This window comes from Azohydromonas lata NBRC 102462 (assembly GCF_001571085.1).
Lineage (GTDB): Bacteria > Pseudomonadota > Gammaproteobacteria > Burkholderiales > Burkholderiaceae_C > Azohydromonas > Azohydromonas lata.
Genome location: NZ_BCTC01000054.1, coordinates 15,784 through 37,843, shown reverse-complemented (window position 1 = coordinate 37,843; position 22,060 = coordinate 15,784). Strand labels below are relative to the sequence as shown.

Below are 22,060 nucleotides of genomic sequence, written 5' to 3'. Positions count from 1 at the left end.
GCGCTCACGCTTGAAATTCAGTTGGAAATCCCCGCTTTCCCGGCACGGCTTGCAGCAACTGCGTGCCGGCTTCTCGCCTTCCAAACATGGCGGCAACCCACCCAACCCGCCCCAGGCCGACTCGGGAACCGGGATTCATACTCAGGTCCTGCGGAGATCGGCACCGTCCAGGAATCGGGTATGTGCCCATCGTTGTAAGTGAAGGCAGGTTCTCATCAATGCAATCAATGCAGATGCACTGAAAATTTTTTGATGCAGCGGCTTCGTAGTTAGCGCAGTTGTGGCATTATTCGTTCCGCGCAATGCCGAACCGAACATACCGGCCTCCAGGAGTTCTCCAAAGTCCCCGGCAGGTTTCGCAACCCGCCGGCAACATGGTAAGTACTCGGTACGTCGAGTTACGGTGAAGGCAAGTCGCTACAGATCAGAAATGTCCAAGACATTCACCTAAGGTGCAAAGCGTATGGCAAACATCCAAGACCTTCTGAAGCAGCGCGAAGACCTCGAGCGTCAGATCAAGCAACTGCAAGAGAATTCGCGCTCTGAAGCGATCAACACCATCAAGGAATTGATGGCTCAGAACAACCTGAGCGTCGAAGACCTGACCAGCAATGCTCGCGGCAGCAAAAAGGGCGAAACCGGTGGCAAAACCGGCACCGTCGCCCCCAAGTATCAGGATCCGGCCTCCGGCAAGACCTGGACTGGTCGCGGCCTGAAGCCGAAGTGGGTTACCGAAGCCCTGGAAAGCGGCAAGTCGCTGGACGATCTGGCCATCAAGGCCTGATCCAGGTTCCAATCCTGAATCACCCGCGGTCCCACACCGGCCGCGTTATCAGCCCCGCCTCGTGCGGGGCTTTTTGCTTTGATAGCTCAAACGCTTGCGCCGCCATGGCCTGCGAATTCTGGGGATTTGCGGAATATGGCAGGGCCGCAGCAAATCGGTCTTGGCGGCTTTCGATTCAAGCAGCACAACCGTAAATGGCGGCCGCCGGGCCTTCGAAACGGCCAACCCGGTAGCTCAGGCATTTTTCAGGTTGCCGAATCCCGGCAGCCGGAAAATGCGCGGGGGCCGTGCCGCCGTGGGCGTTGCTGAACGCTTTCAAGCGCTTTCGTGCGCTTGGGCCTCAAGGGCCTGCCGCGCAGGCGGGCCTTGAGGCGAAAACGAGACATCGGGCACGGCCGGCGGTGTTGCCCCCTGCGAAAATATCCAGTCGTCGGCAGTGGGCCGGCGGCGCGTGGAAGAACGGGTTACGGAGGTCGGCCACATGAGCGCCGAAATCGGCACGGGTTTGATGGTGCTCCATGGCAACCGGCTTGAAATGCTCAAGGAGACGGTGGTCAGTTGGCTGCAGAGCCAGCCGCTGGCGCCGCTGGAGGCGGAGGTCTTTCTCGTCCAGAGCAACGGCGTGGCCGAGTGGCTGAAGATGGCCCTGGCCCAAGCACAAGGCGTGTGCGCCGCGGCGCGGGTGGAACTGCCCGCGCGCTTTCTCTGGCGCAGCTACCGCCAGGTGCTGGGCCGCCAAAGCGTGCCGGCACAGTCGCCGCTGGACGAGATTCCCCTCACCTGGCGCCTCATGCGGCTGCTGCCGCGCCAGCTCGAACGCCCCGAGTTCGCCCCGCTGGCGCGCTTTCTGGACGGCGGCGACGTGGGCCGGCGCCTGCAGCTCGCGCGCCGCCTGGCCGACCTGTACGACCAGTACCAAGTGCACCGCGCCGACTGGCTGGAAATCTGGGGCGCCGGGCGCGACCAGCTCCAGCGCGCCGACGGCGAGCTCGTCGCCGTGCCGGACGAGCAGCGCTGGCAAAGCACCCTCTGGCGCGAGCTGCTGCAGGAGCTGACGGACGAGGAGCGCCTGGCCGTGCGCCCGCACATCCACCGCCGCTTCCTGGCCGCGCTGCACAGCGGCCAGGCGCCGCGCAGCCCCGTGGCGCGCCGCGTGGTGGTGTTCGGCCTGTCGCAGCTGCCCATGCAGATGCTCGAAGCCCTCTCCGCGCTCTCGCGCCACACGCAGGTGCTGCTGGCGGTCGTGAACCCCTGCCAGTACCACTGGGCCGACATCATCGACGGGCGCGAGCTGCTGCAGCTGCAGCGCCGGCGCTTCCAATGCCGCGGCGAGCGCGAGCTGGCCGCCGTGTCGCTGGAGGAGATGCACGCGCACTCCCACCAGTTGCTGGCCGCCTGGGGCCGCCAGGGCCGCGACTTCGTCCGCCAGCTCGACGCCTTCGACGACCACGCGCTGGGCCGCGAAACCACCCTGCCGCGCATCGACCTGTTCGACGCCGGCGACGGCGCCCCCGGCTCCCTGCTCACCCAGGTGCAGGCCGCCATACGCGACTTGCTGCCCACCGCCGAGCACCCGCGCCGCGGCGTGGCCGAGGGTGACCGCTCCATCGTCTTTCACGTCGCCCACAGCGCGCAGCGCGAGGTGGAGGTGCTGCACGACGCGCTGCTGCAACTGCTGGCCGAGCCGCCGGGCGGCGGGCCGCTGCGCCCGCGCGACATCCTGGTCATGGTCCCGGACATCGACCGCTTCGCGCCCAACATCCGCGCCGTCTTCGGCCAGTACGGCGCGGGCGACGCGCGCCACATCCCCTACGGCATCGCCGACCTGCAGCAGCGCGGCCACGTCCCGCTGTTCGTGGCCCTGGAGTGGCTGCTGAGGTTGCCGCGCCAGCGCTGCCGGCTCACCGAGGTGCGCGACCTGCTGGACGTGCCCGCCCTGGCCCGCCGCTTCGACGTCACCGAGGACGAGCTGCCCCGCATCGGCCAATGGTTGACGGGCGCCGGCGTGCGCTGGGGCCTGGACGCCGGGCACCGCGCCGCGCTGGGCCTTGAGGCCTGCGGCAGCCAGAACACCTGGGTGTTCGGCCTGCGCCGCATGCTGCTGGGCTACGCCGCGGGCGAGGGCGCGGCCTGGGACGAGATCGAGGCCTACGGCGAGGTCGGCGGCCTGGAGGCGGCCGTGGCGGGCTCGCTGGCCGTGCTGGTCGATGAGCTGCACCGCTGGCACGAGCTGGCCGCGGCCGACGCCACGCCGCTGCAATGGGCCGAGCACGCGAGGAAGCTGCTCGACACGTTCTTCGACCCGTCGGACGAGGCCGAGCGCCGGCAGCTCGGCCTGGCGCAGGAAGCGCTGCAGGGCTGGCTGGAAGCCTGCCAGGCCGCGAGCTTCGAGGAGGCCGTGCCGCTGGACGTACTGCGCGAGGGCTGGCTCACCGGCCTGGACGAGCCCACGCTGCGCCGCCGCTTCCTGGACGGCGGCGTCACCTTCTGCACCCTCATGCCCATGCGCGCCATCCCGTTCGAGGTGGTGTGCCTGCTGGGCATGAACGACGGCGACTACCCGCGCCGCACCCACCGCGCCGACTTCGACCTCATGGCCCTGCCCGGCCAGCGCCGCCCCGGCGACCGCTCGCGCCGCGACGACGACCGCTACCTCATGCTGGAGGCGCTGCTGTCCGCGCGCCGCAAGCTCTACATGAGCTGGAGCGGGCGCAGCGTGCGCGACAACAGCGAGCAGCCGCCCTCGGTGCTCATTGCCCAGTTGCGCGACTACCTGGATGCCGGCTGGGGCGAACACACGGCGCGCCAGCTCACCGTGGAGCACCCGCTGCAGCCCTTCAGCCGCCGCTACTTCGAGGCCAGCCCGCACGGCCTGCGCACGTGGGCGCGCGAGTGGCGCGCCGCGCACCATGCCGGCGAGGCGGCAGCGGGGGCGGCCATGGGAACGGCACAAGGGACGGCGGAAGGGGCGGCAGCGGGGACCGCGGCGCCGGGTCTGGAGGCCGAGTCTCCAGTGCTCACCGTCTCGCGCCTGGCCGCCTTCGTGAAGAACCCGGTGTCGGAGTACTTCCTGCGCCGCCTGAACGTGAATTTCAAGGAGGCCGAGTCCGCCAGCGAGGACGACGAGCCCTTCGGCGTCAACGGCCTGGAGGCCTGGACGCTCATCAGCGAGCTGCTGGCCGACGCCCACCACTGCACGGCCGCGGACATCGCCCGCCGCGCCCAGCGCATCCAGCGCAGCGGCCGCCTGCCCATGAACGCCCTGGGCGAGCGCCAGCGCGACGAGCTGCTGCGCCCCGCGCAGTGGATGCACCGGCAGTGGCTGCACCTGCAGCGCGAACACGCGCAGGCCGCGCCCAAGGAGGCGCTGAGCTTCGAGCACGGCGGCGTGCGCCTGGAGGACTGGCTGACCGAGCTGCGCGCGGGCAGCGGCGGCCCGCTGCAGTTGCGCTTGTCGCCCAGCGTGCTGCAAAAAAAAGGCGCGGCGCGGGCCGACAAGCTCGTGGACGACTGGGTGCGCCAGCTCGTGGCCAGCGCCTGCGGCGTGCCGCTGCTTGGGCGCATCGTCTCGCGCGACGCCGTGCTGGCGCTGCAGCCGCTGCCGCAGGCCGAGGCCGCCGAGACCCTGCGCGTGCTGCTGTCGCTGTGGCGGCTGGGCATGCAGGCGCCGCTGCCCCTGGCCTGCCGCACGGCGCTGGCCTTCGTGGCCGAGAACAAGCCGGACAAGGCGGCCGAGGTGTACGAGGGCGGTGGCTTCAGCCCCGTGGCGCCTGAAGGCCATGAGCCCTGCCTGGCGCGCCTGTACCCCGACTTCGAAACGCTGGCGCAGGACGGCCGCTTCGCCGACCTTGCCCCGCAGCTCTACGGCCCGCTGGCCGCCTGGGCCCGCACCGGCGTGAGCGTGCTGCGCAACGACGACGGCGCCGCCGGGGAAGATGGCGATGAGTGAGCTGCTGGACGCCCTGCGGCTGCCCCTGTGGGGCAGTTGAAATCCTTGTTAATCAAAGGCTTGGAGTTGATTTGCGGGATTTAGGCGTGCGGCCCGCGCGCGGGAATGCGTACCGCACGGGCCGGCCTTGAGCTTGGCTACTACCCCATGTCGGCCCTGCGTCGGCGCGCCACCACGCCCACAACACCCAGGCCAGCAGCCATGAGGGCGTAGGTGGACGGTTCTGGGATGGGTGACACCTGGCGTCCGAATGCACCGACTTGCAGGCCGCCCCAGGCACCCACCGTGCGCGCCTTGTCGTTGCTAAACATCATGGAGAAGGTGCCGGTGTCGTGCGCAAAGGACGGGCCGTCCGAGCCATCCGACGACGCGCGCACGTACTCCAAGGTGTAGCCGCCCGCGAGGGCGCCGTACCCGAACACGTAGGCGCCGGACAGCTCCGGCGGGCCGCCGGCGTTCATGGCTGTCGCCGTCACCGAATAGTCGCCGGTGATGCGCACGCCCGTGTACGCCCCAAGCCGGAAAAGCGGCGTGCTGCTGCCGGATTTAAGCCAGCTGTGGCCGGTGTAGCGGCCGGCCATGCCGTCGCCGGGCGTAGCACTGCCACCGGCGAACATCCCGGTCACCGAGTACGCAGCGAAGGCTGTGCCGCCATCCTTGCTCACGCTTGCTGCTGCCGGCTCACCAATGGGCGCGCCGTCGATCATGCAAATGCCCCAGCAGAACGGCGCGCCGTAGACCTTTGCCGTCGCCCTGACGCCGCTCACATACTGGGCCCACGGATCAACGCCATCGTCGGGCGCCAGATCCACCAGCTCGAAGCGGATGTTGGTGAGGGCTGCGGTCGAGTTGACTGCCGCCAGCGCTGGCCCGGCTGCCGCAGCGAGCGCCGCCGCGGCCAAGACCATTCTTCTTCTGCGTCTCATTGCCGTCTCCAGAGTTATGGGACGGCCAGCGTGGGGCGTGCGTGCGCGCGAGTGCATCACCCTTCGGGGTGGCCCTCCCATAGCCTCAGGCACCCGGTAGAGGGGGTTCCAGGGCAATGACGCCGCGGGCGGCGTCACCAGCTCATGCTGACGCCAGTGCGCAAAAGCGGCCACCCCTAAAATTGCGCCCGCGAGGCCCGGCAGCCCCGAACCACTCAAATGGCAACTGCGGGAGATTTCTGCGGTGTTGGGCCTCGCATCCAGCACAAAAAGGGTCACCTTTCGAGAATGACGATCTGCGGCGCCGTGGCGTAGGCGCCAAGCATCAAAGGCGAGAAGTGACCCATGCCGAGCTGCGCTTGATTTCGCCGCGCACGTCCCGCGCTGGTGCGCCGCAGATGCGCGTCTCGGCCAGCGGATCCAGCGGCGGCGCCAGCGGCTGCAGGTACTGGCCCCACGCGGGCGCCGCGGCCAGCAGCAGGAGCGCCAGCGCGCGCATCACCATCCCTCCGGGAACTCGGGCAGGTCGATGGTCTGGTTGACCAGGTCGTGCGTGCAGTCGCCCAAGTACTCGATGCGGCCGTCGCGCACGAAGGTGTGGCAGACGTGGTGGACGTCGTACGGCAGCTCGATATGCGTCATGTACCGGCCGTGCTCCTGGTAGAAGGCGGCGTTGCGCTCGCGCGCCGCAGGACTCAGGTGGTCCCACTGCACGAGCACGCTGGGTGACAGCGTCGGCTTGTCGGCATCGCCATTCCACGTCCACCGCGGCCCGCCGCCAGCGCCATGCATGACGCAGTGCGGCATGTCGCAGCCCAGGCACCAGAAGTACAAGGCACCGTCGGCGCCGGTGCGAAGGACTTTCGAGAGCGGATCCATGCTCACTCCTTGCCCGCCGGCGTGCGGTTACGCGTGGTGGTCTGCCCGAAGTAGTAGCCCGACACCGCGCCCAGGATCAGGCCTACGACCCCGTTGCTGATGGCGCTGCGCACCTCGTCGGACAGCGGGCTGCCGAACAGGCCGACGACGTTGCCCACGATCAGGTAGACCAATGGGACCAGGGCCACGGCGATCCAGAACGACGGCGAGCGCTTGATGTCGCCGCTGCCGGCCACGAACGCGGCATCGGCCTTGCGCGCGCCCTCGATGCCGCCACCGCCAGCCTCCTGCAGCTCGAACCACCGCTCCTGCACCGCCGCGCGCACCGCCGGCGCCGCGGCCGGGTCGCTCTGCAGCTGCTCGGCCACCTCCTGCGCGTTGCGCGCGCCCAGCGCGTCCTGGGCAATGCCCACCACGACCTCGGCGGCCTTGGCGTTGCGCTCGGCGACCTTGGAGCCGCTGCCGAAGAGCTTGGCCAGCTCCGGCACGGCGTTGATGACGGCGGGCAACGCCGCGGCGATGAAGGGCGCCATGGCGGGCTCCTGTGGGTTGGGGGCGAGCGCCTGCGCGCGCTCGCGGGTCACGGGCTCGGTGGGGATGTCGCGCGCCTCGACCGGCGCCGGCGTGCCGGCCGGGCGCGAGACGCCGCCGGCGACGCGGTACGTTTCCAGCGCGCGCGCCAGCGACACCACCGGCTGCCCGTAGGGGCTGCCCGGCAGGCTGGCCCACTCGCGGTTGCACTTGGCGATCGCGGCCTCGATTCGCCCGGCCAGGACGTCGACCAGCGCCCGGCGGCGATCGATCAGGAACACGGCCGCCAGATCCTGGCTGGCCGACGAGAAGTCGGGCAGCGCCAGCGCGGCCTGGCACTCGCGCCAGGTCTTGAGCAGGAACTGATAGGCACCGGCGGCGCTGCTGACCAGCACCCGGCCGCCAGACTTGGCCGAGACCGTGCCACCCGGGTGATCGATGAGCGAGTCGAAGAGGCCGCCGCCGAACCTGGTGCGATACCCGTCCTCGCCCGCAGTGCCCTCCCCGGCCCGGATGACGGCCAGGAAAGCCTGGACGTTCGTGTCGACCAGTGCCGCCCGCAGCCGCTTGATCTCGGTGGTGGGCAGCACGTCAGCCTCCCGTCACCAGCTGCGCCTGCACGCGCACGGCGCCGATGAACATCGCCATCCAGGCCGCCACGGCGGCGGCCTCGGCAGCCGTCATGTCGCGCCTGCAGCAGCCGAGCTCGCGCACGTCCTGCACGCGCACGGCCGGCGCGTAGTCGGCCTCCATCACCAGCGCCGACAGCACGGGCGGGCGCCATGGCAGCCGCACCTCGACGTCATCCTGGCGGACGATGCACACGCGTCCGTCCCAGAGTAGGCGCGTCTCAACCAGGGGAAGTTTCATTTCCACAGCTACAGCTCCTGGGCAACGGGTATGGGTGTGAGGTCAAAAGGCACCTCGAAGGCCACTCGCACCGGCCACAGCCTGTGGATCGGGTTGCAGACATAGCTGAGCGCGTTGCCGAATCGTGCATCCCCTGGTGCCGCGTCCTCTGGCATCTGGATCAGAATTCGGTTCTCGTCGCGGGAACTGGATTGCAGTTCGGCGATGGCATGGGCATCAAGGCCGATCTGTGGCATGTAGAAGCGAAAGCCGCCGCCATCAACGATGTACCGCGTGATCTGCACGTCACACGACTGGCGCAAGTCGCGGGCGACGGAAAGCGTGATGCGAAGCGGCCCGCCGGGGTGGACGGGCCGCTCGACGGCATAGCCTTGAAGCTTGAATGGCGGTTCCCTGTCCAAGCCCCAGACCGTGATTTGCCCAAGGCACAGACCGATCATGGCTGTGGCCAGCCAACGTAAGCGGTACAGCACGGCTGTCGTGATTCCCATTTGGTCACCCTTTGCCGAGCGAGCGCACGATTTTTGTCAGCGTGTCCCACCCGATAGTCACTCCGCCGACCACGGCGGCGATCCACACGGCCCAGGTGCGGGCCGTGCTCCAAAGCCAAGTAACCCGCGCCTCACGTATAAGTAGCTCGCGCAACTTTTCGATTTCTTCATCAGAAAGTGGTGGCCTGATTTGACGACTAGGCATTGCGCCTCCATGGGAACCGTTGGTATCCGAAGCGGGGCGCTGACATCGGTGTTCAGTCGCTGGCGCTTTTAATGCGACTCTCAATCTCAACTAATCGTTGAGAAAGCTCCTGCACCGACTTTATGAGTGGAGCAATGAACTCTTCATAACCGAGGGAGAGCACGTCCATGCCCCCGTTGACGCTGTGATCCTGGTAGCCGCCAAAGTCCACGCCAGCGGACGCGCACGCCGCCTTCACTTCCTGGGCAATGAGGCCGTGATGGAATCGCTTGCCGCGCCTGGATCCGTCGCGCGGACCCCATCCGTAATCGTCGCGTCGATCCCAACGGAAATCCACGGGACGCAGCGCGTTGATGAAGTCGAGTCCAAGCTTCGTGTCGCGGACATCGGCCTTGTCACGAAGGTCTGATCGGCTCTGCAGTGCTCCGTTGACGTAAGTGGTGGTACCAGGGCCGCCGAGCTGGACCTGACTGTCGCCAGTGACCGAGGACGCATAGCCGATGGCGGAGCAGTTGCTGTATTCCCCCGTGCTGGCGGAATAGCCGATTACGGTGTTCTGGAACCGCGTTGCACCAATGGAGGTTCCCGCCCCAACGGCCACGTTCTGGTATCCAGTGGTCAGCCCCGCGCCAGCAGCGTACCCGATGACCGAATTACTCGATCCGGTGGTGATGCTTGAGCCGGAAGCCTGACCGACAGCCACGTTATTGTTGGCAGTGGTTGCCGAGACCAACGACTGGTGGCCAACAGCCACTGTGTTGCTGGCCGTTGTTCCGGCCTTGAGCGCGTTGTAGCCAAGCGCAGCGTTTGCTGCGCCGGTCGTCAGCCCAAAGCCGGCGTCGCTGCCGATGCCCAGGTTCTGCCCGGATGGCGCGGTCAAGTTGTAGAGAGCTCGCGTTCCGATAGCAACACTGCCATTGCCGGCATTCATGCGGAACAGGGCGTTGGCGCCGATGGCGATGTGCTCGGCTCCAGACGTTATGTTGAAGCCCGCATTGAGCCCAAAAGCGACGTTTGAGAAGCCGGCCGCGAGACTGTGCAGGGCATAGCCGCCAACCGCTGTGTTGTTGTCGCCGGCTCCGGTCCCGCTGTCCCCGCCGCAATACATGCTGCGGTAGCCGAACGCGGTGTTCGTGTTTCCGGTGGCGCAGCCCATCTGCGCACCGAAGCCAACAGCCGTGTTCCAGCTTCCGCTGCCCAGGTACTGGATGCTGTGGGTGCCGACTGCAGTGTTGTTGGAGCCGCTGTTGAGCTCACGCAGTGAAAACAGGCCCACGGCGACGTTGTTGTCGCCGCCTACGGCGCCCTGCATCGCCGTGGTGCCTACGGCGGTGTTGTTGCTGCCAGAGGTGAGGTTTTCCATCACCTGGCGGCCAACCGCGACGTTTGCGTTGCTGACAGTCGCCGCGGTGAGCACCTGCGACCCAACCGCGGTGTTGTTCTGGCCGGTGGTGGTGGCACTCAGCGCATTCGTGCCAATTGCCGTATTCGTGCCGCCGGCGCTGTCACCCGCCGTGCGCAACTCCCGCAATTTCTGCTGCACCGTGCGGCTGACAGCGCCGGCGCCAGAGGGCATGAACGCGACGAGGGCCGCACCCCTTGCCTCATCGGCCGTCGCCAAAAACTGCGCAAGACCGGCGGCGGTTTCCCCGGGAATCAGCTTGTTCGCCTCTTCAACGAAGTTCGCCAACGCCGGGAACAGATCATCAGCCCTGTCATTGAAATTGACCGGGTCCTTGCGCGACGGCGAGGGCGGTAGTGGAGTAAAGCTCACGTAGAACGCTCCTTTGCCAACTAGGACGGGCGGTGACGGCGGTGACGTGACGGGCGGCGCAGACGAAGTCAGCGGCACCCAGGACGTGCCGACGCCAGCAACGCCGACTTCTGCGAAACCTGTTTCCATGGCGGAAATGGAAAAAGCCGCCCGAAGGCGGCTTTGTTGATGAGGTAACTGCTGTGCGGACCGGCTAAACCAGGCCCTCGATTTCCATGCTGAGAGTGCTCTTGACGCGGCCTGGGATGGTGATCGACCAGTCCTTGTAGAACCCGTAAATCACGAGGCTGCTCTTGGTCGTCGACGCGATCCAGACCACCGGCGTGGCGCGCACGGCCGACAGGCGGGAGACGAACGCATCGACCTGGGCCGTGTCGAGAATGATGGGCAGGCTCATGCGCTTGTTGAACGGGCGCTCTGCCAGGGTCACGGCCCCGAACTCGTCACGGCTCTTGACGCTGTAGTCCGTGATGCCGGTCGATGCGTTCACGAGCACGTTGCCCAGGCTGTAGGCTCGCCCCACGATGCACGAGCCAATCGAGATGGCGCCGCGCCCGCGGAACGTGAGCGTGATCTCGGCGTCTGCGTACGGCGGCAGATCGGTGAGCACCAGCAGGTTCCGGCGCTTGATGGCGTCGAAGAAGTAGTCCCACCAGTTGTCCACGTCTTCGAGGCTGCCCAGCGGATCCAGGTCGCGCCGATAGACCGTCTCGCCGCTGGCAACCATTTCGACGGTCAGCCCGTCGACGTCCAGGTCCAGCAGCGCCAGGCCGCGCACCAGGCCGGGCTTGAGCGTCACCGTGATGACCGCGTCCTGGTCCAGCGCCGGCGCGGTGGCCGCCGTCTTCGTGCCCACCACGCGGTCGAACATCGCCCACCGGTTTGTCGGACCAACTCTCACCCAGTTGATCGCGTCCTGCTCCGGCGGCGTGGTCGTGTTGCCGGCCACCACGCGCTTGTAGACGCTGTGCATCGAGCTGCGGATCACGTACTGGTCGGCGGCGTAGACGGCGCCCGCGAACCACTCGCCGTAATCCGTTTCGGGCACGCTGCTGCTCACCAGCATCGAGTCGCCGATGCTGGTTGGGACGATGTACTGCATGCTCAGGTGCTCGTCGTACTGACGGTGCCGACCACGGTCACAGTCAGGGTGGTGTCGGTTGCGTTGCGCACGGCGATGGCGTCGCCGTCAGGCATGGCGCGCCGCAGCGTCTTGGACGTGTCGGCCGCGTGCAGCGCGATGGCCATGAGCTTCTCTTCGCAGTCGATGAGCTTCTCGGTGAGCACGGCCACCTGCTGCTCCAGCCGTGCCGTGTTCAGGAGCTGCTGCGACTGCGGATTGCTGTAGATGCGCGCCGGCGGCGTGTACTCCAGCTCGGGGCCGCGCTCGCCGACGACGCGCCAGCCGCCGTCGTGCCAACCCCCATCAGCGAATCCCGGCACCTTCAGCGCGCGCAGCGTCTCGGCCAGGCTGGCAGCCAGCGACGCCCGCACGAACGCGACGTCGGCGGCGCTGGTGGCGGTGGCCGTGCGCGCGGCTTCGAGCGCTTTGCTGATCTCCGGCAGCGCCTGCAGCGCCGCGCTGTCGCCGGCCCTGGCCTGGGCCGTCTTGACCGCGAACTGCGCCTGCAGCGACGCCACGTCCTTGACGCCTGCGGCGCCGCGCAGCCGCTCGATCTCGGCCTGCACGCCCTCGCTGGCCTGCTGCACGGCCTTCGTGATCTCGCCGAAGACGGGCGCGAGCTGCAGGAGCTGCACGTACATCCGCCGCCCGGCGTCTGTGCTGAGGTTCTGCGACTCCACCAGGCGCCGGTACGCGGCGGCGTTGGCAGGCACGGCGACGCCGAGCTGCGCGAACGTCGTGGCCAGCGTCTTCTGGGCCACCTTGAGCTTCTCGGCGTCGGTGTAGATGGCCTCGATATAGCTCTGCGCCAGCGAGGCCGTGTTCGATGCGCCACCCAGCGCCTTGGCCAGCTCGATGAACTGGCTGGTGCTCAGGTTCAGCGCCGGCCCCAGCGTCGTGGACGCGTCCGTGATCGCCTTGATCTCGGTGACGACCTGGCCGATCACGTCAACGCTCGCGGAGTCGCTCACGGACTTCAGAATGTCCTTGGCCCAGCCCGGCAGGTCAGCGGCAATCAGGGCGTCGCGCACGACCTTGCCCGCCTGCTGCGTCAGCTCCTCGAAACCCTTCTGCGGGTTGCTGCTCAGGCTGCGCGTATCCAGGTTGGCCAGTACGCGCCCGTTCTTGCCGACGATGCGCAGGCCGCCCCAGCTGCCGTCGTCGTTGTCGGATGCGAACTTGCCGGTCACGGTCGCGGGGCCGAGGCCGAACGCGGTCAGCGCAGAGCCAATCGTGGACGCCACGCCGGTGACCAGCGACTGCACGCTCTTGTCGACGTCGGCGCTGCGGTCGCTGCGGAATGCGCCGCTCTCCAGGCCGAAGCCGGGCGCGTTTGCGGCGTTGGCCAGCCGGCCGGCAAAGAGGGCGTCGCTGGAGACTGTGAATGCGCCGCCGCGGTGGGGGGTGCCGCCGCCGCCAAGGCCAAGCAAAGACCCCAGAGCCAGCGCGCCGAGAGCGATCGGGCCGAGCGCGCCAGCGCCCATCGCCAAGCCACTCATGACGCCGCCGGCGGTACCAGTGCCGATCAATGAGCCGGCAGCCGTCAAAGCCCCCGTGAAACTCGTGGCCCCAGTGAGCCAGCCAGCCCCCGCGGTCAGAGCGCCCGCAAAGCCGCCGGCACCGAACATGCCGGCGAGGTTTCCGGCGGACGAGAGTAGGCCAAGCCCGTTGCCTCCAAGGCCTCCACCTCCCGCACTTGCAGCAGGCGCAAACAGACTTGCCACAGCGCCAGCGATCGGCTGCACCACGGCTTTGATGACCGGCTGCAGCACCATCGTGCGGAACAGACCCTTCAAGTACTCGCCCGCGCTCTTGCCGCCCTCCATCAACGAGTTGGCCAGGGCCTGGCCGATCTGGTCGCTGGTGCGCTCCCACTCCTCCTTGGCCTTCTTGGCGGTGTCAGCGTTGGCCTGCAGCACGGCACCCTGCGTCTTGGCCGCGGCGAGTTCACGCAGGGCCTGGGCCTGGGTGCGATAGGCGTCGATCAGCTCCTTGCTCTGGAGGTTCGCCTCGGCTTCTGCCGCCAGCCGCTCTTTCGTCGCGGCCGTCTCGCTGAGCTTGGCCACCTCCAGGCCCGCGATCTCGATGGCGCTCTTGCCGATGGCGGCATTCGCTTCGAGCTGGGCCTTCACCTCGGCCTGGATCTGACCGGCGCGGTCCTGCTGACGCTCGATGAACGCAGCGTTTTCGGCCTGCGTGGTCTTGGCCCAGGCGTCCTCCCGCGCCTGGATCGCGATGATCAGGTCGTTCTCGCCCTTGAGCATGCGGGTCTTGATCTCGGCGTCGACCTGCGCGACCTCGCGCATGACCTGCGCGATCTCCTTCTCGGAGAACTTGCGCTTGCTCATCAGCGCGAGCTGGTCTTCGAGGCTTGCCTTCTTCGCGGTCAGGCCGGCCACGTCCAGGCGCGTGCTTTCCTCGATGGCTTGGCGCTCATCGAGCACGCCGGTGGCGCGCAGCACGCGGATCTCGTCCTGTGCCTGCTTGGAGGCCTCGACACGCTGGCGCTCCAGGCCCTTAATGCTCTCCAGCTCGGCGTCGCGCTGGTCTTTGGCCGCGGAGCGCGCGGCCGCGGCGCCGCCCTTGTCGGTGTACTGCTCGCGGATCGCCTTGATGTTCTTGTCGTAGTTCGCCAGCAGTGACGCGCGCTGCTCGGCGGTGATCGTGGTGCTTTCGAGCGCCGTCTTGATCTGCGCGGCGTAGTCGCGGATTGCCTTGTTGAGCTGGCCCTGCTTGTCCAGGTGCTTGTTCTGCAGCTCGAAGGCCGCAGCCACGTCCTTTTCGCCCTGGGCGCGCTTGGCGGCGGCGTCTGCACGCTGAGCCTCGTTGTCTTCGGCAATAGAGAGCGCGAACTCGTCCGCGCGGAGTTGCGGAAGCCGCGCCCGCGCCTCGGCATTGCCGCCGAAGCGGCTCGGATCGAACGGCTGTGAAGAAGCCCTGGCAATCTGCTCTCGAACGGTCTTGAGCTGGTCGTCCGTCGTCTGCACGCGGCCGATGCGCAGCACGAAGTCGATGCCTTCGCTGCCCTTGCGCTTGAGGGTGTCCCACCAGCGCTCCAACGTGCCGAAGTTCTGCGCGGCGTCCTTGAGCCGCGTGTTCAGGGCATCGAACGTCCTGGCCAGCGCCTCCTGCGTGCGGCCCTGGTCCTCCAGCGCGCGGATGTGCTGCAGCTCGGCGGCAGTGAGGAAGTTGTAGGACTTGTTGAGCTCGGCCGCGAACTTGGCCGGCGCTTCGGCAGCGCCAGCGAACTGCTTGACGATCGCGTCCGCCGTCTGCCCGGTGACCTTGCTCATCAACTGCGCCGCAGCCGTGGCCTTCTCCAGGGCCTGGCCGCTGAGCTGGCCGGTGGCAGCGAGCGACTGCAGCGTCTCGCGCGTGCTGCCGATTGTGGTCTTGGTCGTTTCGCTGATCGTGGACGCCAGCGTGTTGAACCGGCCCTCGGTCAGCCCGGCGGCGTTGCCGGTGAGCGCGATCATCCGTGCGAACTCGGCGGACTGGCTGGCGCCCTTCTCGTAGGCCACAGCCAGCGCGAGCACCGCAGCGCCGGCGGCCGTGGCCGGGTTGATGAGGCTGGCCAGGTAGCTGCCGAAGCCGCGCGCCGCCGCGCCGATGCTGCCGAACTGGTCCTTCAGCTGCCCGCCTTGCTGCGTCAGGATCAGCAGCGGGTTCTGGCCGCCGGCGAGCTGGGTGACGATGTCCGTCATCTGCGCCGGGATGGAGCGCATAGCCGCTGCGGTCTGCGCGGCCGACACGCCGGCGCTGGCAGCCATCTGCTGCTGCTTGCGCGTGACCTCTTCGAGCTGGCGCAGGTACGGCTCCAGGGCGGCCGTGTTGGCGCCGCGCTGGTTGGCCAGGGCGCGGTAGTAGTCGGCACTGGATTGGCTGCCGGCCTGCATCGCCGCCGTGGCGCGCTGGATGCTGCTGGCCAGGCTGCGCGTGGCACGGTCAGCCTGCGCAGCCGCGCGCTCGCCGCTGGTGCCGATGCCGTCCATGCCGCGGGCGGCATCCTGCCCGGAGCGCGACACGGCCTGCGCCATGTCCCGGGCACCTTGCTTGACCTCTTCGAAGCCGCGCTTGGCGTCGGTGGAGTCCACCTCTACGCCGAGCTGGGCTTTGCGATCGTCAGTGCTCATGAGCTACCCGGAAATGAGAAAGGGCCCTTTCGGGCCCTACTTGGTGTGTTGCTTGCGCATCTCTTCGAGCGCTGCGCCTTCAAGGACGCGGATGTCGTCCAGCGCCTGCCGCCACTCGCGGCCCTTGAGGCCGTCTTCGTCCATCAGCCGGAACAGGACGGCGTAGTCCAGCCCGTACGGGCGGCCATCCATGCCGCGCGTGCGCCACTGCGTGCGCATGTCGTCGAAGAGGCACCAGGCCGGCCAGAGCTCCGGCCAGACCTCGACCTCTTCGTCTTCGTAGTCCTCGGGCGTGAGGCCCGTGCCCTCCAGCTCCTCGGCTGTCGGGAGCGTCATGTAGGCCGCGCGCGCGGCCGCTACGAGTTTCCCAGGCGCCCCTCCAGGATGGCGGCGCGGTAGTCGTTCATGATCTTGTCGGCATGGCCCGGCAGCTCGTCGCAGAGCTGTTCGATGGTGGCGCGCGTGAACTCGAAGTCCAGGTTCCAGCCGTTGCAGATGCCCATGATGTAGGCGGCGTTCGAGTCCCGCGCCTTCATCTGCATGCGCAGCATCGTGAACTTCTCTTCCTCGGTCAGCGTGCCGTCCGGCTTCACGCCGTTGGCTTCCATCTGCGCGTCAACGAACTGACCGAACTCCGTGCGGGTGCGGTAGACGTAGGCAACCTCGATGGAGCCGTCGCCACCCTCAGGCAGCGGCGCCGTGACCGTGTGCTTGAACTCTTTCGGGCGCGCGCCCAGCTTGACTTTCGCAGCCATGGTGTTGTCGTGGGGTGATGATCAAAAAGCCCGCCGGGCGCGACCCGGCCGGGGTAAAGCCGGCCCGCAATGGGCCGGAGGAGACGTGGTTTAGGACTGGTACCGCGTCACGCGGTTGTTGGCGGCCACGGACACCACGCAGCGGTTGATCTGCCCGTCCTGCATGCGCACGTTCTCGTTCAGCGCGATGGTCGAAGGCGTCAAGATGATCGAGCCGCTTTTCAGCGTCTTTTTCAGGATGGTGTCGGACTGCACCTCGGTGAGCGCCACCAGCGCCGTGTAGGAGGCGCCGCCGATTTCGTCGGCATCGATCTCGAACGACTCCTGCACCGCCGTGAAGCCGTCGTTCTTGGTGAACTCGACGTCGCTCTCCAGGTACTTGTACGTGATGTTCTTCGGGTCGCCGCCGCTGGACTGCGGGTTCATGATCTTGCTGATCTGCTGCCAGGTCGTGACCTTGCGCACCGTTCCTGCAGACGAGCCAGACGGGAAAAATTCGGTGTTCGTTGTGTTCGCGCCTTCGAGCGTGAAGGTGTCGGTTGCAACGGACTTCACCCGGAACGCGCGCTTGTTCAGCCGGCCCCAGCCGGTCGTGATCTCGACGTAGTCGCCGTTGCTGTAGCCGTGGGCGGTGCTGGACACGACAGCCTCGGTGGCGTTGGAAATCGCCGTGACCGTCTTCGACGACGCGAACGCGGTGGCCACGGCATAGATGGTGCCGGTCGGTACGGTGGGCATTTGTGGGCTCCCAGATGGAAAAGCCCGCGTCGCGGGCATGAAAAAGCCGCCTCAGGGGCGGCTTGCTTGTTGGCCTCGTGGCCGGGTTCGGTATCGGTCTAGCGATCGATCCAGATGTCGAAGTCCTGCATGGCACCGCGCAGGTTCTCGTCGTCGCTGGGCGCCGCGCTCATGGCGCTCATGGGGCGCGCGGCGAACGCGGCGGCAACGACCATGGCGGCCTCGATCTGGCGCATCAGCCCGTTGGCCTCGACGCGCGTGTTCGCCCAGGCCTGGACCTGCACGAACGAGTTCTCTTCGTCCGGCACCGCGTCATCCGTGTAGCTCGTCGCGCGGCCGCCGATCTGCTGCCAGACGACATAAGGCGTCGACGCGCCGGCAGGGGCGACGTCCGGGTAGGCGCGCGAGCAGATGGCTTGCAGTACGTCGCGCAGTGCGGATTCCAGGCTCATGGCTGCGTGCCCAGGATGATGTCCAGGGCCACGCGCTTGGCCTCGTCCATGGCTTCGCCCATCTTCGCCACCGCGGGCCGGATGAACGGGCGCGCGGCCACGAGGCGCGGGCCGCCGGGCAGTGGCACGTAGTAGGCGTCCTTCACGGCCTGGGATGCTCGCTGCTTGGGCTTGGGCGTGCCGTCCATGCCCGGGCGCACCATGGGCCTGATCTGGCCGTCGTTGCCCTTGTAGTAGACGTAGCGCTGCATGTGGCCGTACTCCACCAAGTGCCCGTGCGGTGCACGGCGCGCGTTCCAGCTGATGTGGTACGTGGCGCGGCCGGGCCCGCTGTTGTCGATGCTGAAAGCTTGGTAGATGGCACGGTCCAGGTTGCCGGTGTGCTTCTTGATGCGGGCGACGTTGGCCCGCACCGCGTCATAGAGCACCTGGGCCGCGGCCTGGGCGGCCGGGCGCGCGGCGGCTTCGGCGCGCTCCTGCATGCCGCCAACGGCCTGCAGCAGGCTGTCGATATCCGCCTTCATCGAGAAGCTGGGCATGTCTCAGCGCCTGCGGCGCGCCTTGGCCAGGCGCGCGTGGTTGATGGACGGCTGCGGAAGAACGACCAGCACGGTCTCTTCTTCGCTGAGTGCGGCATTGCCGGCGCGGTCGGTCGTGCGCGCGTTGATGTCGTAGTAGCCGGGAGGCAGTGCCGGCAGCGCCAGAGACCAGGACGTGCCAGAAACGCTGATGCCGTTGGCCGTCGTGTAGGTGTCGCTGCCGACGCTCACGGTGAGCACATCGCCCGTCTCGGCCGACCAGGTGCCCCGGATCGTTGCGGCTTGACCGAAGGCGACGGTGGCGCCAGATGCGGTAGGCGCCGCCGGCGGCGTCAGATCGACGTTGGCCGTGAACAGCGCACTGAATGGACCGAGGAGATCGCCGTTGCGCACGCGCGCCCTATACGTGTAGGTGCCCTCCGTGAGTCCGCTGTCGGCATAGGTCCAGGCGGTGCCGGTGGCCGTGAGCATGCCCAGCGTGACGTAGACGCCGCTGGCCGGCGCGCGCTGCAGCTCGATTCGCTCGGAGCCGACGAGCGCGGCGCTGAGTGTGCCCACGACAGCCGGTGACGCCGAGTTGCTGTAGCCCGCGGACGCTGCGCCGCCAACGGTCGAGATCGCCACGGTCGTCGTCGGCGTCGCGATGCCGGTGGTGTTGGTCGCCGTGACTTCGGTAAAGCTGGCCGCGTAGTTGCCGGCCAGATCCTGGATGCGCGCCGTGCCCGAGGTCGGCTGGGCATAGCTCACTGTCACCGTTGACCCGGCCGTGACGGAAGCACCCAGGTCCAGGCGCACTCGCTTCAGATCCTCGTTGACGAATGAGCCCGTGATCGCAACTGTGGACGTGCCCTGCTTGACGGTGAACGCGCTGCCCGGCGCCTTGAAGCCGGTGGCGTTTGTCAGGCTCAGCGCATCCGTGTAGGTGATGAGCGCGACGTTGTCGTTGACCGTGATCTGCAGCAGGTCCGGAGGGTCGTTGTCGTAGGTGAACGTGAGCCCGGCCGATGCCGCTCCAGGCGTCCCGCCCACGACCTGGCGCACGAACCAGGTGTTGCTCCCCTGGGTGGGGGTCGGCGGGGTCGTTGTCCATGGCCCAGCGTTGGTCGTTGAGTATTGGATCGTTGCGCCGCTGCTGGCTCCAGTGACGCTCACGCCGGCATTGTTCGTGATCTTGTCCGTGGTTACCGGCCCGGTGTCGGTTGTCAGCGCGAGCGTCAGCGTGCCGGTCGGTGGTGGCGGTGGCGGCGACGTGGTCGATTCGAGCGTTGTCGGAATCGTGGTGACAACGCCGGGCGTCCTGTTGTGGTAGTCCGGCCCCGGGCTTGACCAAAGGTCATAGAAGAAATTGCGGATCAGGTTCCACGGCTTGAGCGTGCTCAGCGAACCGCCGGTGTTGTGCAGCTGCCATGTCGCCCCTTGCCAGGTGACGTGCGTCCCTTTGAGACCGGCGCGGAAAGTGCCGTCCACACTCACCCCGGCCCCGGTGACGCGGTTGTAGATCTTCTGCAGCGATGGATTTCCGGCGGCGTCGTACAGGTGCCCGATGTAATAGATGGGTGGGGCATCGCCAGGCGGATTGACGTCCGCGTGCTTTTTGAATTCCCAGTTCTGGTTTTGGATGCTCGGAGATATTGCCGTCTTGCCCCAGGCGTCAGCGTATTTTTCATAGACGCCGTTTTCGACGCTGTCGTCATCCCACCAGGTGTCGGGGCCGCCCAGCGTGATGCCGTTATCGACCATCGGGCCACACATGGTATTCACGGCATACGGCGGGAAATTCATGAAGTGGCCGACGATGGTTGTCGGAAACTTTCTCTTTGTCCTGAGCTGAATGCGCAGCAGGGCGTCCTTTTGCTGCTGTTGCTGTGTTGAAGTCAGTGGCGTACCGCTGTTGGTGCCCCACGATGACTCATTGAAATCAACCGTTGACAGCAAATATCGAATGTCGCCAGCCGGTCGACCGATGCTGTCCAGCGCGGTGCCCATGGCTTCCATGAACAGCGCCAAGCGCTCTTCAACGGCAGGAATCCAGAGTGCTGGGTGTTCGTTGATTGCTGCGTCGTCTGCAGCGTTGCCCCAGGTATAGACGCCTATGCCGTATTCGCTTCTGTAGCCGGCTTGCCCGGAGCGCAGATAGGCCGGTGCTCCGCGCCCCCCGATGCCCTTGAACTGAACCAGGATGCGCATGTAGATGTCGCGGCCGATAGCCACGCTGCGCGTCTTTAGCGTCTGCAGATCGTCAAGGATCGAACTGAAATCGTATTCGTAAACGGCCGGGTTATCCGTCCTTGGCTTTTCCAGGTTCTTCCAGATGTAGCGCATCTGTACCCCAATCAGGTTTGGGATATTGGATGTCGCGGTCGTGGTGCTGGCGATTCCGTCGAGCAGCACATTCAGGTTCTTGGTGTCGCCAGCCCCCAGCACGTAGTGGCCGGGATACCACTTGTAGTTGGTAGGCATATCGGATCAGCGCTCGATGTAGACGCGGAAATCGCTGACGACGCACCAATCCGTGCCGGTCGACATGGCCGCGGCCAGCGTGAGCTTGAAGCCCGTGGCAATGCTGGGGATCGTGTCGATGGCCGGGCGAATATTTGAAATCTGGGCCGAGAGCGAAGAAAAGCCGGCGCCGGCACCTTGCTTGCGCATCGTCGTGTTGCTGATGATTCGCCACTCGGTGGACCAGCCCGCGGTGGTGGTGGTGGTGTTCGTGGTGACGCCAAAACTGCTGATGGCGGTGTCCGTCAGGTTGCCGTTGGGGCCTGCATAGAGCGCGGCCTGGACGGTTTCCGTGCCGGAGTTCTGGTTCAGCCCGCGCCCGATGGCGCAGTAGATGCGCAGCAGGTCGCCCACGCGCAGCGCGTTGGGCGCCACGGTGCAGACGCACCCCGCCATGGCGCGCAATGTCGTATTGCCTGGCGCTGCCGTGTCGCCGCCGTCCGCCGTCAGGCGGAACAGCCGCGACGTCTGGTTGTTGCTGGGAACGAAGAGGCCGCCGAACATCAGAAGGCCTCACGAAAGCAAAAGCGCTGGCCTGCGCGGCCGCCAAGAATCTTGATCGCGGCGCCGGTGAGCAGGCTCGGCGGGCAGATCCAGAACGCGTACGGATCGATCTTGAACGACTGGTATTGCGTGGGGTTGTTCGTGTACTCCCACCACAGCTCTTCGTCGAAGTTCTGCAGCGCCCAGCCCTTGCGGTCCACGCGCGCGGCGGCGAGAGCCTGGGGGACGTTGGCCGTCTGTATGGTCACAACACCGGACGCCGGGCCCGCGAGCGCGACAAGCGGGAACAGGATTTCGGCCGGACCCTCGCCGGCGCCGCGCAAGTCGACGCCGCCGGGGATCGTCGCGAGCACAAATGGGACGTCTGCCATGATTCCTCACGAGTACGACGCAAACCGGCCGTTGCTGTCGTAGTTCAAGGTGATCGTTGAGCCGCCGCCGGCGACCGATGTCCAGGTCTTCTTGCCGGCGACGGTCGTGTAGCCGATCGTGAAGACCGTGCCGTTGATCGTTGCGGTGGCGACGTCACCGTCGCTGTCGTAGGTCAGGGATGCGCCGCCGGTCATCGCGGCGATGAACCGGAGCACGTCCGCGTTGATCGAGAGCGTGAACTTCTTCGTCGTGCCGGCGGAGAAGTTCACCGGCACCGTGCTAGAGCCAGCATCCGGCGTCGTGCGCTGAAACACGTCGCTGCCCAGGTACGTGCCCTCGCCCGTTTCCCATTCGCCAGTCTCGATGCCGTTGGCGTCCACCGCCGCGATGCGGTACTGCACGACGGCGCCGGCAGACACGACGGACTGCAGCGTGCGCCGCGCCGGGTATGACGTGGTCGTGGCCAGCGCGGCGTTGCCCGTGCCCGTGACCGTCACCGGCTGGGCGACGGAGTCGTGAAATTCCTTGGCCATGTC

20 protein-coding genes are annotated in these 22,060 nt (G+C 67.1%); 2 read left to right on the top strand and 18 right to left on the bottom strand.

Translation table 11 applies throughout. The annotated features are described in order from the left end of the window. Positions 1–463: 463 nt before the first annotated feature. Complete coding sequence (locus ALA01S_RS18490; protein ID WP_066339298.1) at positions 464–784, top strand: H-NS histone family protein; 321 nt, start codon at positions 464–466, stop codon at positions 782–784. 481 nt (positions 785–1,265) lie between these two features. Then, complete coding sequence (recC, locus tag ALA01S_RS18485; protein ID WP_066339293.1) at positions 1,266–4,733, top strand: exodeoxyribonuclease V subunit gamma; 3,468 nt, start codon at positions 1,266–1,268, stop codon at positions 4,731–4,733. 140 nt (positions 4,734–4,873) lie between these two features. On the opposite strand, the gene ALA01S_RS18480 is transcribed toward recC, so the two are convergent. From ALA01S_RS18480 to ALA01S_RS18400, 18 genes are all read right to left on the bottom strand, one after another. Then, positions 4,874–5,659, bottom strand: coding sequence for a PEP-CTERM sorting domain-containing protein (locus ALA01S_RS18480; protein ID WP_169805959.1), 786 nt, complete (start codon positions 5,657–5,659; stop codon positions 4,874–4,876). 325 nt (positions 5,660–5,984) lie between these two features. Then, positions 5,985–6,158: a hypothetical protein gene (locus tag ALA01S_RS33205; protein WP_157119109.1), complete on the bottom strand. Its 174-nt coding sequence runs from the start codon at positions 6,156–6,158 to the stop codon at positions 5,985–5,987. After that, complete coding sequence (locus ALA01S_RS18475) at positions 6,158–6,538, bottom strand: ubiquitination-like system serine protease family protein (RefSeq protein WP_066339287.1); 381 nt, start codon at positions 6,536–6,538, stop codon at positions 6,158–6,160. The genes ALA01S_RS33205 and ALA01S_RS18475 overlap by 1 nt, the downstream gene beginning before the upstream one ends. A 2-nt stretch (positions 6,539–6,540) precedes the next feature. Next, positions 6,541–7,659, bottom strand: coding sequence for a glycoside hydrolase family 24 protein (locus tag ALA01S_RS34455; protein ID WP_238455850.1), 1,119 nt, complete (start codon positions 7,657–7,659; stop codon positions 6,541–6,543). A gap of 1 nt (position 7,660) precedes the next feature. Continuing rightward, complete coding sequence (locus ALA01S_RS18465; RefSeq protein WP_157119108.1) at positions 7,661–7,939, bottom strand: hypothetical protein; 279 nt, start codon at positions 7,937–7,939, stop codon at positions 7,661–7,663. Positions 7,940–7,947: 8 nt separating this feature from the next. Then, positions 7,948–8,430 carry a hypothetical protein gene (locus ALA01S_RS18460; RefSeq protein WP_066339281.1) on the bottom strand — a complete coding sequence of 161 codons (483 nt, stop codon included), beginning with the start codon at positions 8,428–8,430 and terminating at the stop codon, positions 7,948–7,950. Positions 8,431–8,687: 257 nt separating this feature from the next. Then, positions 8,688–10,409: a tail fiber domain-containing protein gene (locus ALA01S_RS18455; RefSeq protein ID WP_169805958.1), complete on the bottom strand. Its 1,722-nt coding sequence runs from the start codon at positions 10,407–10,409 to the stop codon at positions 8,688–8,690. Between the two features lie 193 nt (positions 10,410–10,602). Beyond that, positions 10,603–11,511 (bottom strand): hypothetical protein, encoded by a 909-nt coding sequence (locus ALA01S_RS18450; RefSeq protein ID WP_066339275.1) that lies wholly within the window; start codon positions 11,509–11,511, stop codon positions 10,603–10,605. Positions 11,512–11,513: 2 nt separating this feature from the next. Further along, the gene (locus tag ALA01S_RS18445) at positions 11,514–15,665 is read right to left on the bottom strand and encodes a phage tail length tape measure family protein (RefSeq protein ID WP_084267701.1); all 4,152 of its coding nucleotides are present in this window, start codon (positions 15,663–15,665) and stop codon (positions 11,514–11,516) included. 36 nt (positions 15,666–15,701) lie between these two features. Continuing rightward, positions 15,702–16,001 carry a DUF1799 domain-containing protein gene (locus ALA01S_RS18440; RefSeq protein ID WP_066339271.1) on the bottom strand — a complete coding sequence of 100 codons (300 nt, stop codon included), beginning with the start codon at positions 15,999–16,001 and terminating at the stop codon, positions 15,702–15,704. 20 nt (positions 16,002–16,021) lie between these two features. Then, positions 16,022–16,420: a phage tail assembly chaperone gene (locus tag ALA01S_RS18435; RefSeq protein WP_066339268.1), complete on the bottom strand. Its 399-nt coding sequence runs from the start codon at positions 16,418–16,420 to the stop codon at positions 16,022–16,024. 90 nt (positions 16,421–16,510) lie between these two features. After that, complete coding sequence (locus ALA01S_RS18430; protein WP_066339266.1) at positions 16,511–17,158, bottom strand: phage tail tube protein; 648 nt, start codon at positions 17,156–17,158, stop codon at positions 16,511–16,513. Positions 17,159–17,256: 98 nt separating this feature from the next. Further along, complete coding sequence (gene gp17 / locus ALA01S_RS18425) at positions 17,257–17,610, bottom strand: tail completion protein gp17 (protein WP_066339264.1); 354 nt, start codon at positions 17,608–17,610, stop codon at positions 17,257–17,259. After that, entirely contained in the window at positions 17,607–18,149 is a 543-nt protein-coding gene (locus ALA01S_RS18420; RefSeq protein ID WP_066339262.1) for an HK97-gp10 family putative phage morphogenesis protein, read from the bottom strand. Before ALA01S_RS18420 ends, gp17 begins: the two co-directional genes overlap by 4 nt. A 3-nt stretch (positions 18,150–18,152) precedes the next feature. Continuing rightward, positions 18,153–20,609: a SwmB domain-containing protein gene (locus tag ALA01S_RS18415; protein WP_066339260.1), complete on the bottom strand. Its 2,457-nt coding sequence runs from the start codon at positions 20,607–20,609 to the stop codon at positions 18,153–18,155. A 6-nt stretch (positions 20,610–20,615) separates the two neighbouring features. Further along, positions 20,616–21,152: a hypothetical protein gene (locus ALA01S_RS18410; protein ID WP_066339258.1), complete on the bottom strand. Its 537-nt coding sequence runs from the start codon at positions 21,150–21,152 to the stop codon at positions 20,616–20,618. Continuing rightward, positions 21,152–21,523, bottom strand: coding sequence for a hypothetical protein (locus ALA01S_RS18405; RefSeq protein WP_066339256.1), 372 nt, complete (start codon positions 21,521–21,523; stop codon positions 21,152–21,154). Before ALA01S_RS18405 ends, ALA01S_RS18410 begins: the two co-directional genes overlap by 1 nt. Before the next feature lie 6 nt (positions 21,524–21,529). After that, positions 21,530–22,057 carry a hypothetical protein gene (locus ALA01S_RS18400; RefSeq protein WP_066339254.1) on the bottom strand — a complete coding sequence of 176 codons (528 nt, stop codon included), beginning with the start codon at positions 22,055–22,057 and terminating at the stop codon, positions 21,530–21,532. Positions 22,058–22,060: the final 3 nt, after the last annotated feature.

Coding starts and splice junctions, on each gene's coding strand:
- ALA01S_RS18490 (WP_066339298.1), top strand. CDS start 464: ATGGCAAACATCCAAGACCTTCTGAAGCAGCGCGAAGACCTCGAGCGT.
- recC (WP_066339293.1), top strand. CDS start 1,266: ATGAGCGCCGAAATCGGCACGGGTTTGATGGTGCTCCATGGCAACCGG.
- ALA01S_RS18480 (WP_169805959.1), bottom strand. CDS start 5,659: ATGAGACGCAGAAGAAGAATGGTCTTGGCCGCGGCGGCGCTCGCTGCG.
- ALA01S_RS33205 (WP_157119109.1), bottom strand. CDS start 6,158: ATGCGCGCGCTGGCGCTCCTGCTGCTGGCCGCGGCGCCCGCGTGGGGC.
- ALA01S_RS18475 (WP_066339287.1), bottom strand. CDS start 6,538: ATGGATCCGCTCTCGAAAGTCCTTCGCACCGGCGCCGACGGTGCCTTG.
- ALA01S_RS18465 (WP_157119108.1), bottom strand. CDS start 7,939: ATGAAACTTCCCCTGGTTGAGACGCGCCTACTCTGGGACGGACGCGTG.
- ALA01S_RS18460 (WP_066339281.1), bottom strand. CDS start 8,430: ATGGGAATCACGACAGCCGTGCTGTACCGCTTACGTTGGCTGGCCACA.
- ALA01S_RS18450 (WP_066339275.1), bottom strand. CDS start 11,511: ATGCAGTACATCGTCCCAACCAGCATCGGCGACTCGATGCTGGTGAGC.
- ALA01S_RS18445 (WP_084267701.1), bottom strand. CDS start 15,665: ATGAGCACTGACGATCGCAAAGCCCAGCTCGGCGTAGAGGTGGACTCC.
- ALA01S_RS18440 (WP_066339271.1), bottom strand. CDS start 16,001: ATGACGCTCCCGACAGCCGAGGAGCTGGAGGGCACGGGCCTCACGCCC.
- ALA01S_RS18435 (WP_066339268.1), bottom strand. CDS start 16,420: ATGGCTGCGAAAGTCAAGCTGGGCGCGCGCCCGAAAGAGTTCAAGCAC.
- ALA01S_RS18430 (WP_066339266.1), bottom strand. CDS start 17,158: ATGCCCACCGTACCGACCGGCACCATCTATGCCGTGGCCACCGCGTTC.
- gp17 (WP_066339264.1), bottom strand. CDS start 17,610: ATGAGCCTGGAATCCGCACTGCGCGACGTACTGCAAGCCATCTGCTCG.
- ALA01S_RS18420 (WP_066339262.1), bottom strand. CDS start 18,149: ATGCCCAGCTTCTCGATGAAGGCGGATATCGACAGCCTGCTGCAGGCC.
- ALA01S_RS18415 (WP_066339260.1), bottom strand. CDS start 20,609: ATGCCTACCAACTACAAGTGGTATCCCGGCCACTACGTGCTGGGGGCT.
- ALA01S_RS18410 (WP_066339258.1), bottom strand. CDS start 21,152: ATGTTCGGCGGCCTCTTCGTTCCCAGCAACAACCAGACGTCGCGGCTG.
- ALA01S_RS18405 (WP_066339256.1), bottom strand. CDS start 21,523: ATGGCAGACGTCCCATTTGTGCTCGCGACGATCCCCGGCGGCGTCGAC.
- ALA01S_RS18400 (WP_066339254.1), bottom strand. CDS start 22,057: ATGGCCAAGGAATTTCACGACTCCGTCGCCCAGCCGGTGACGGTCACG.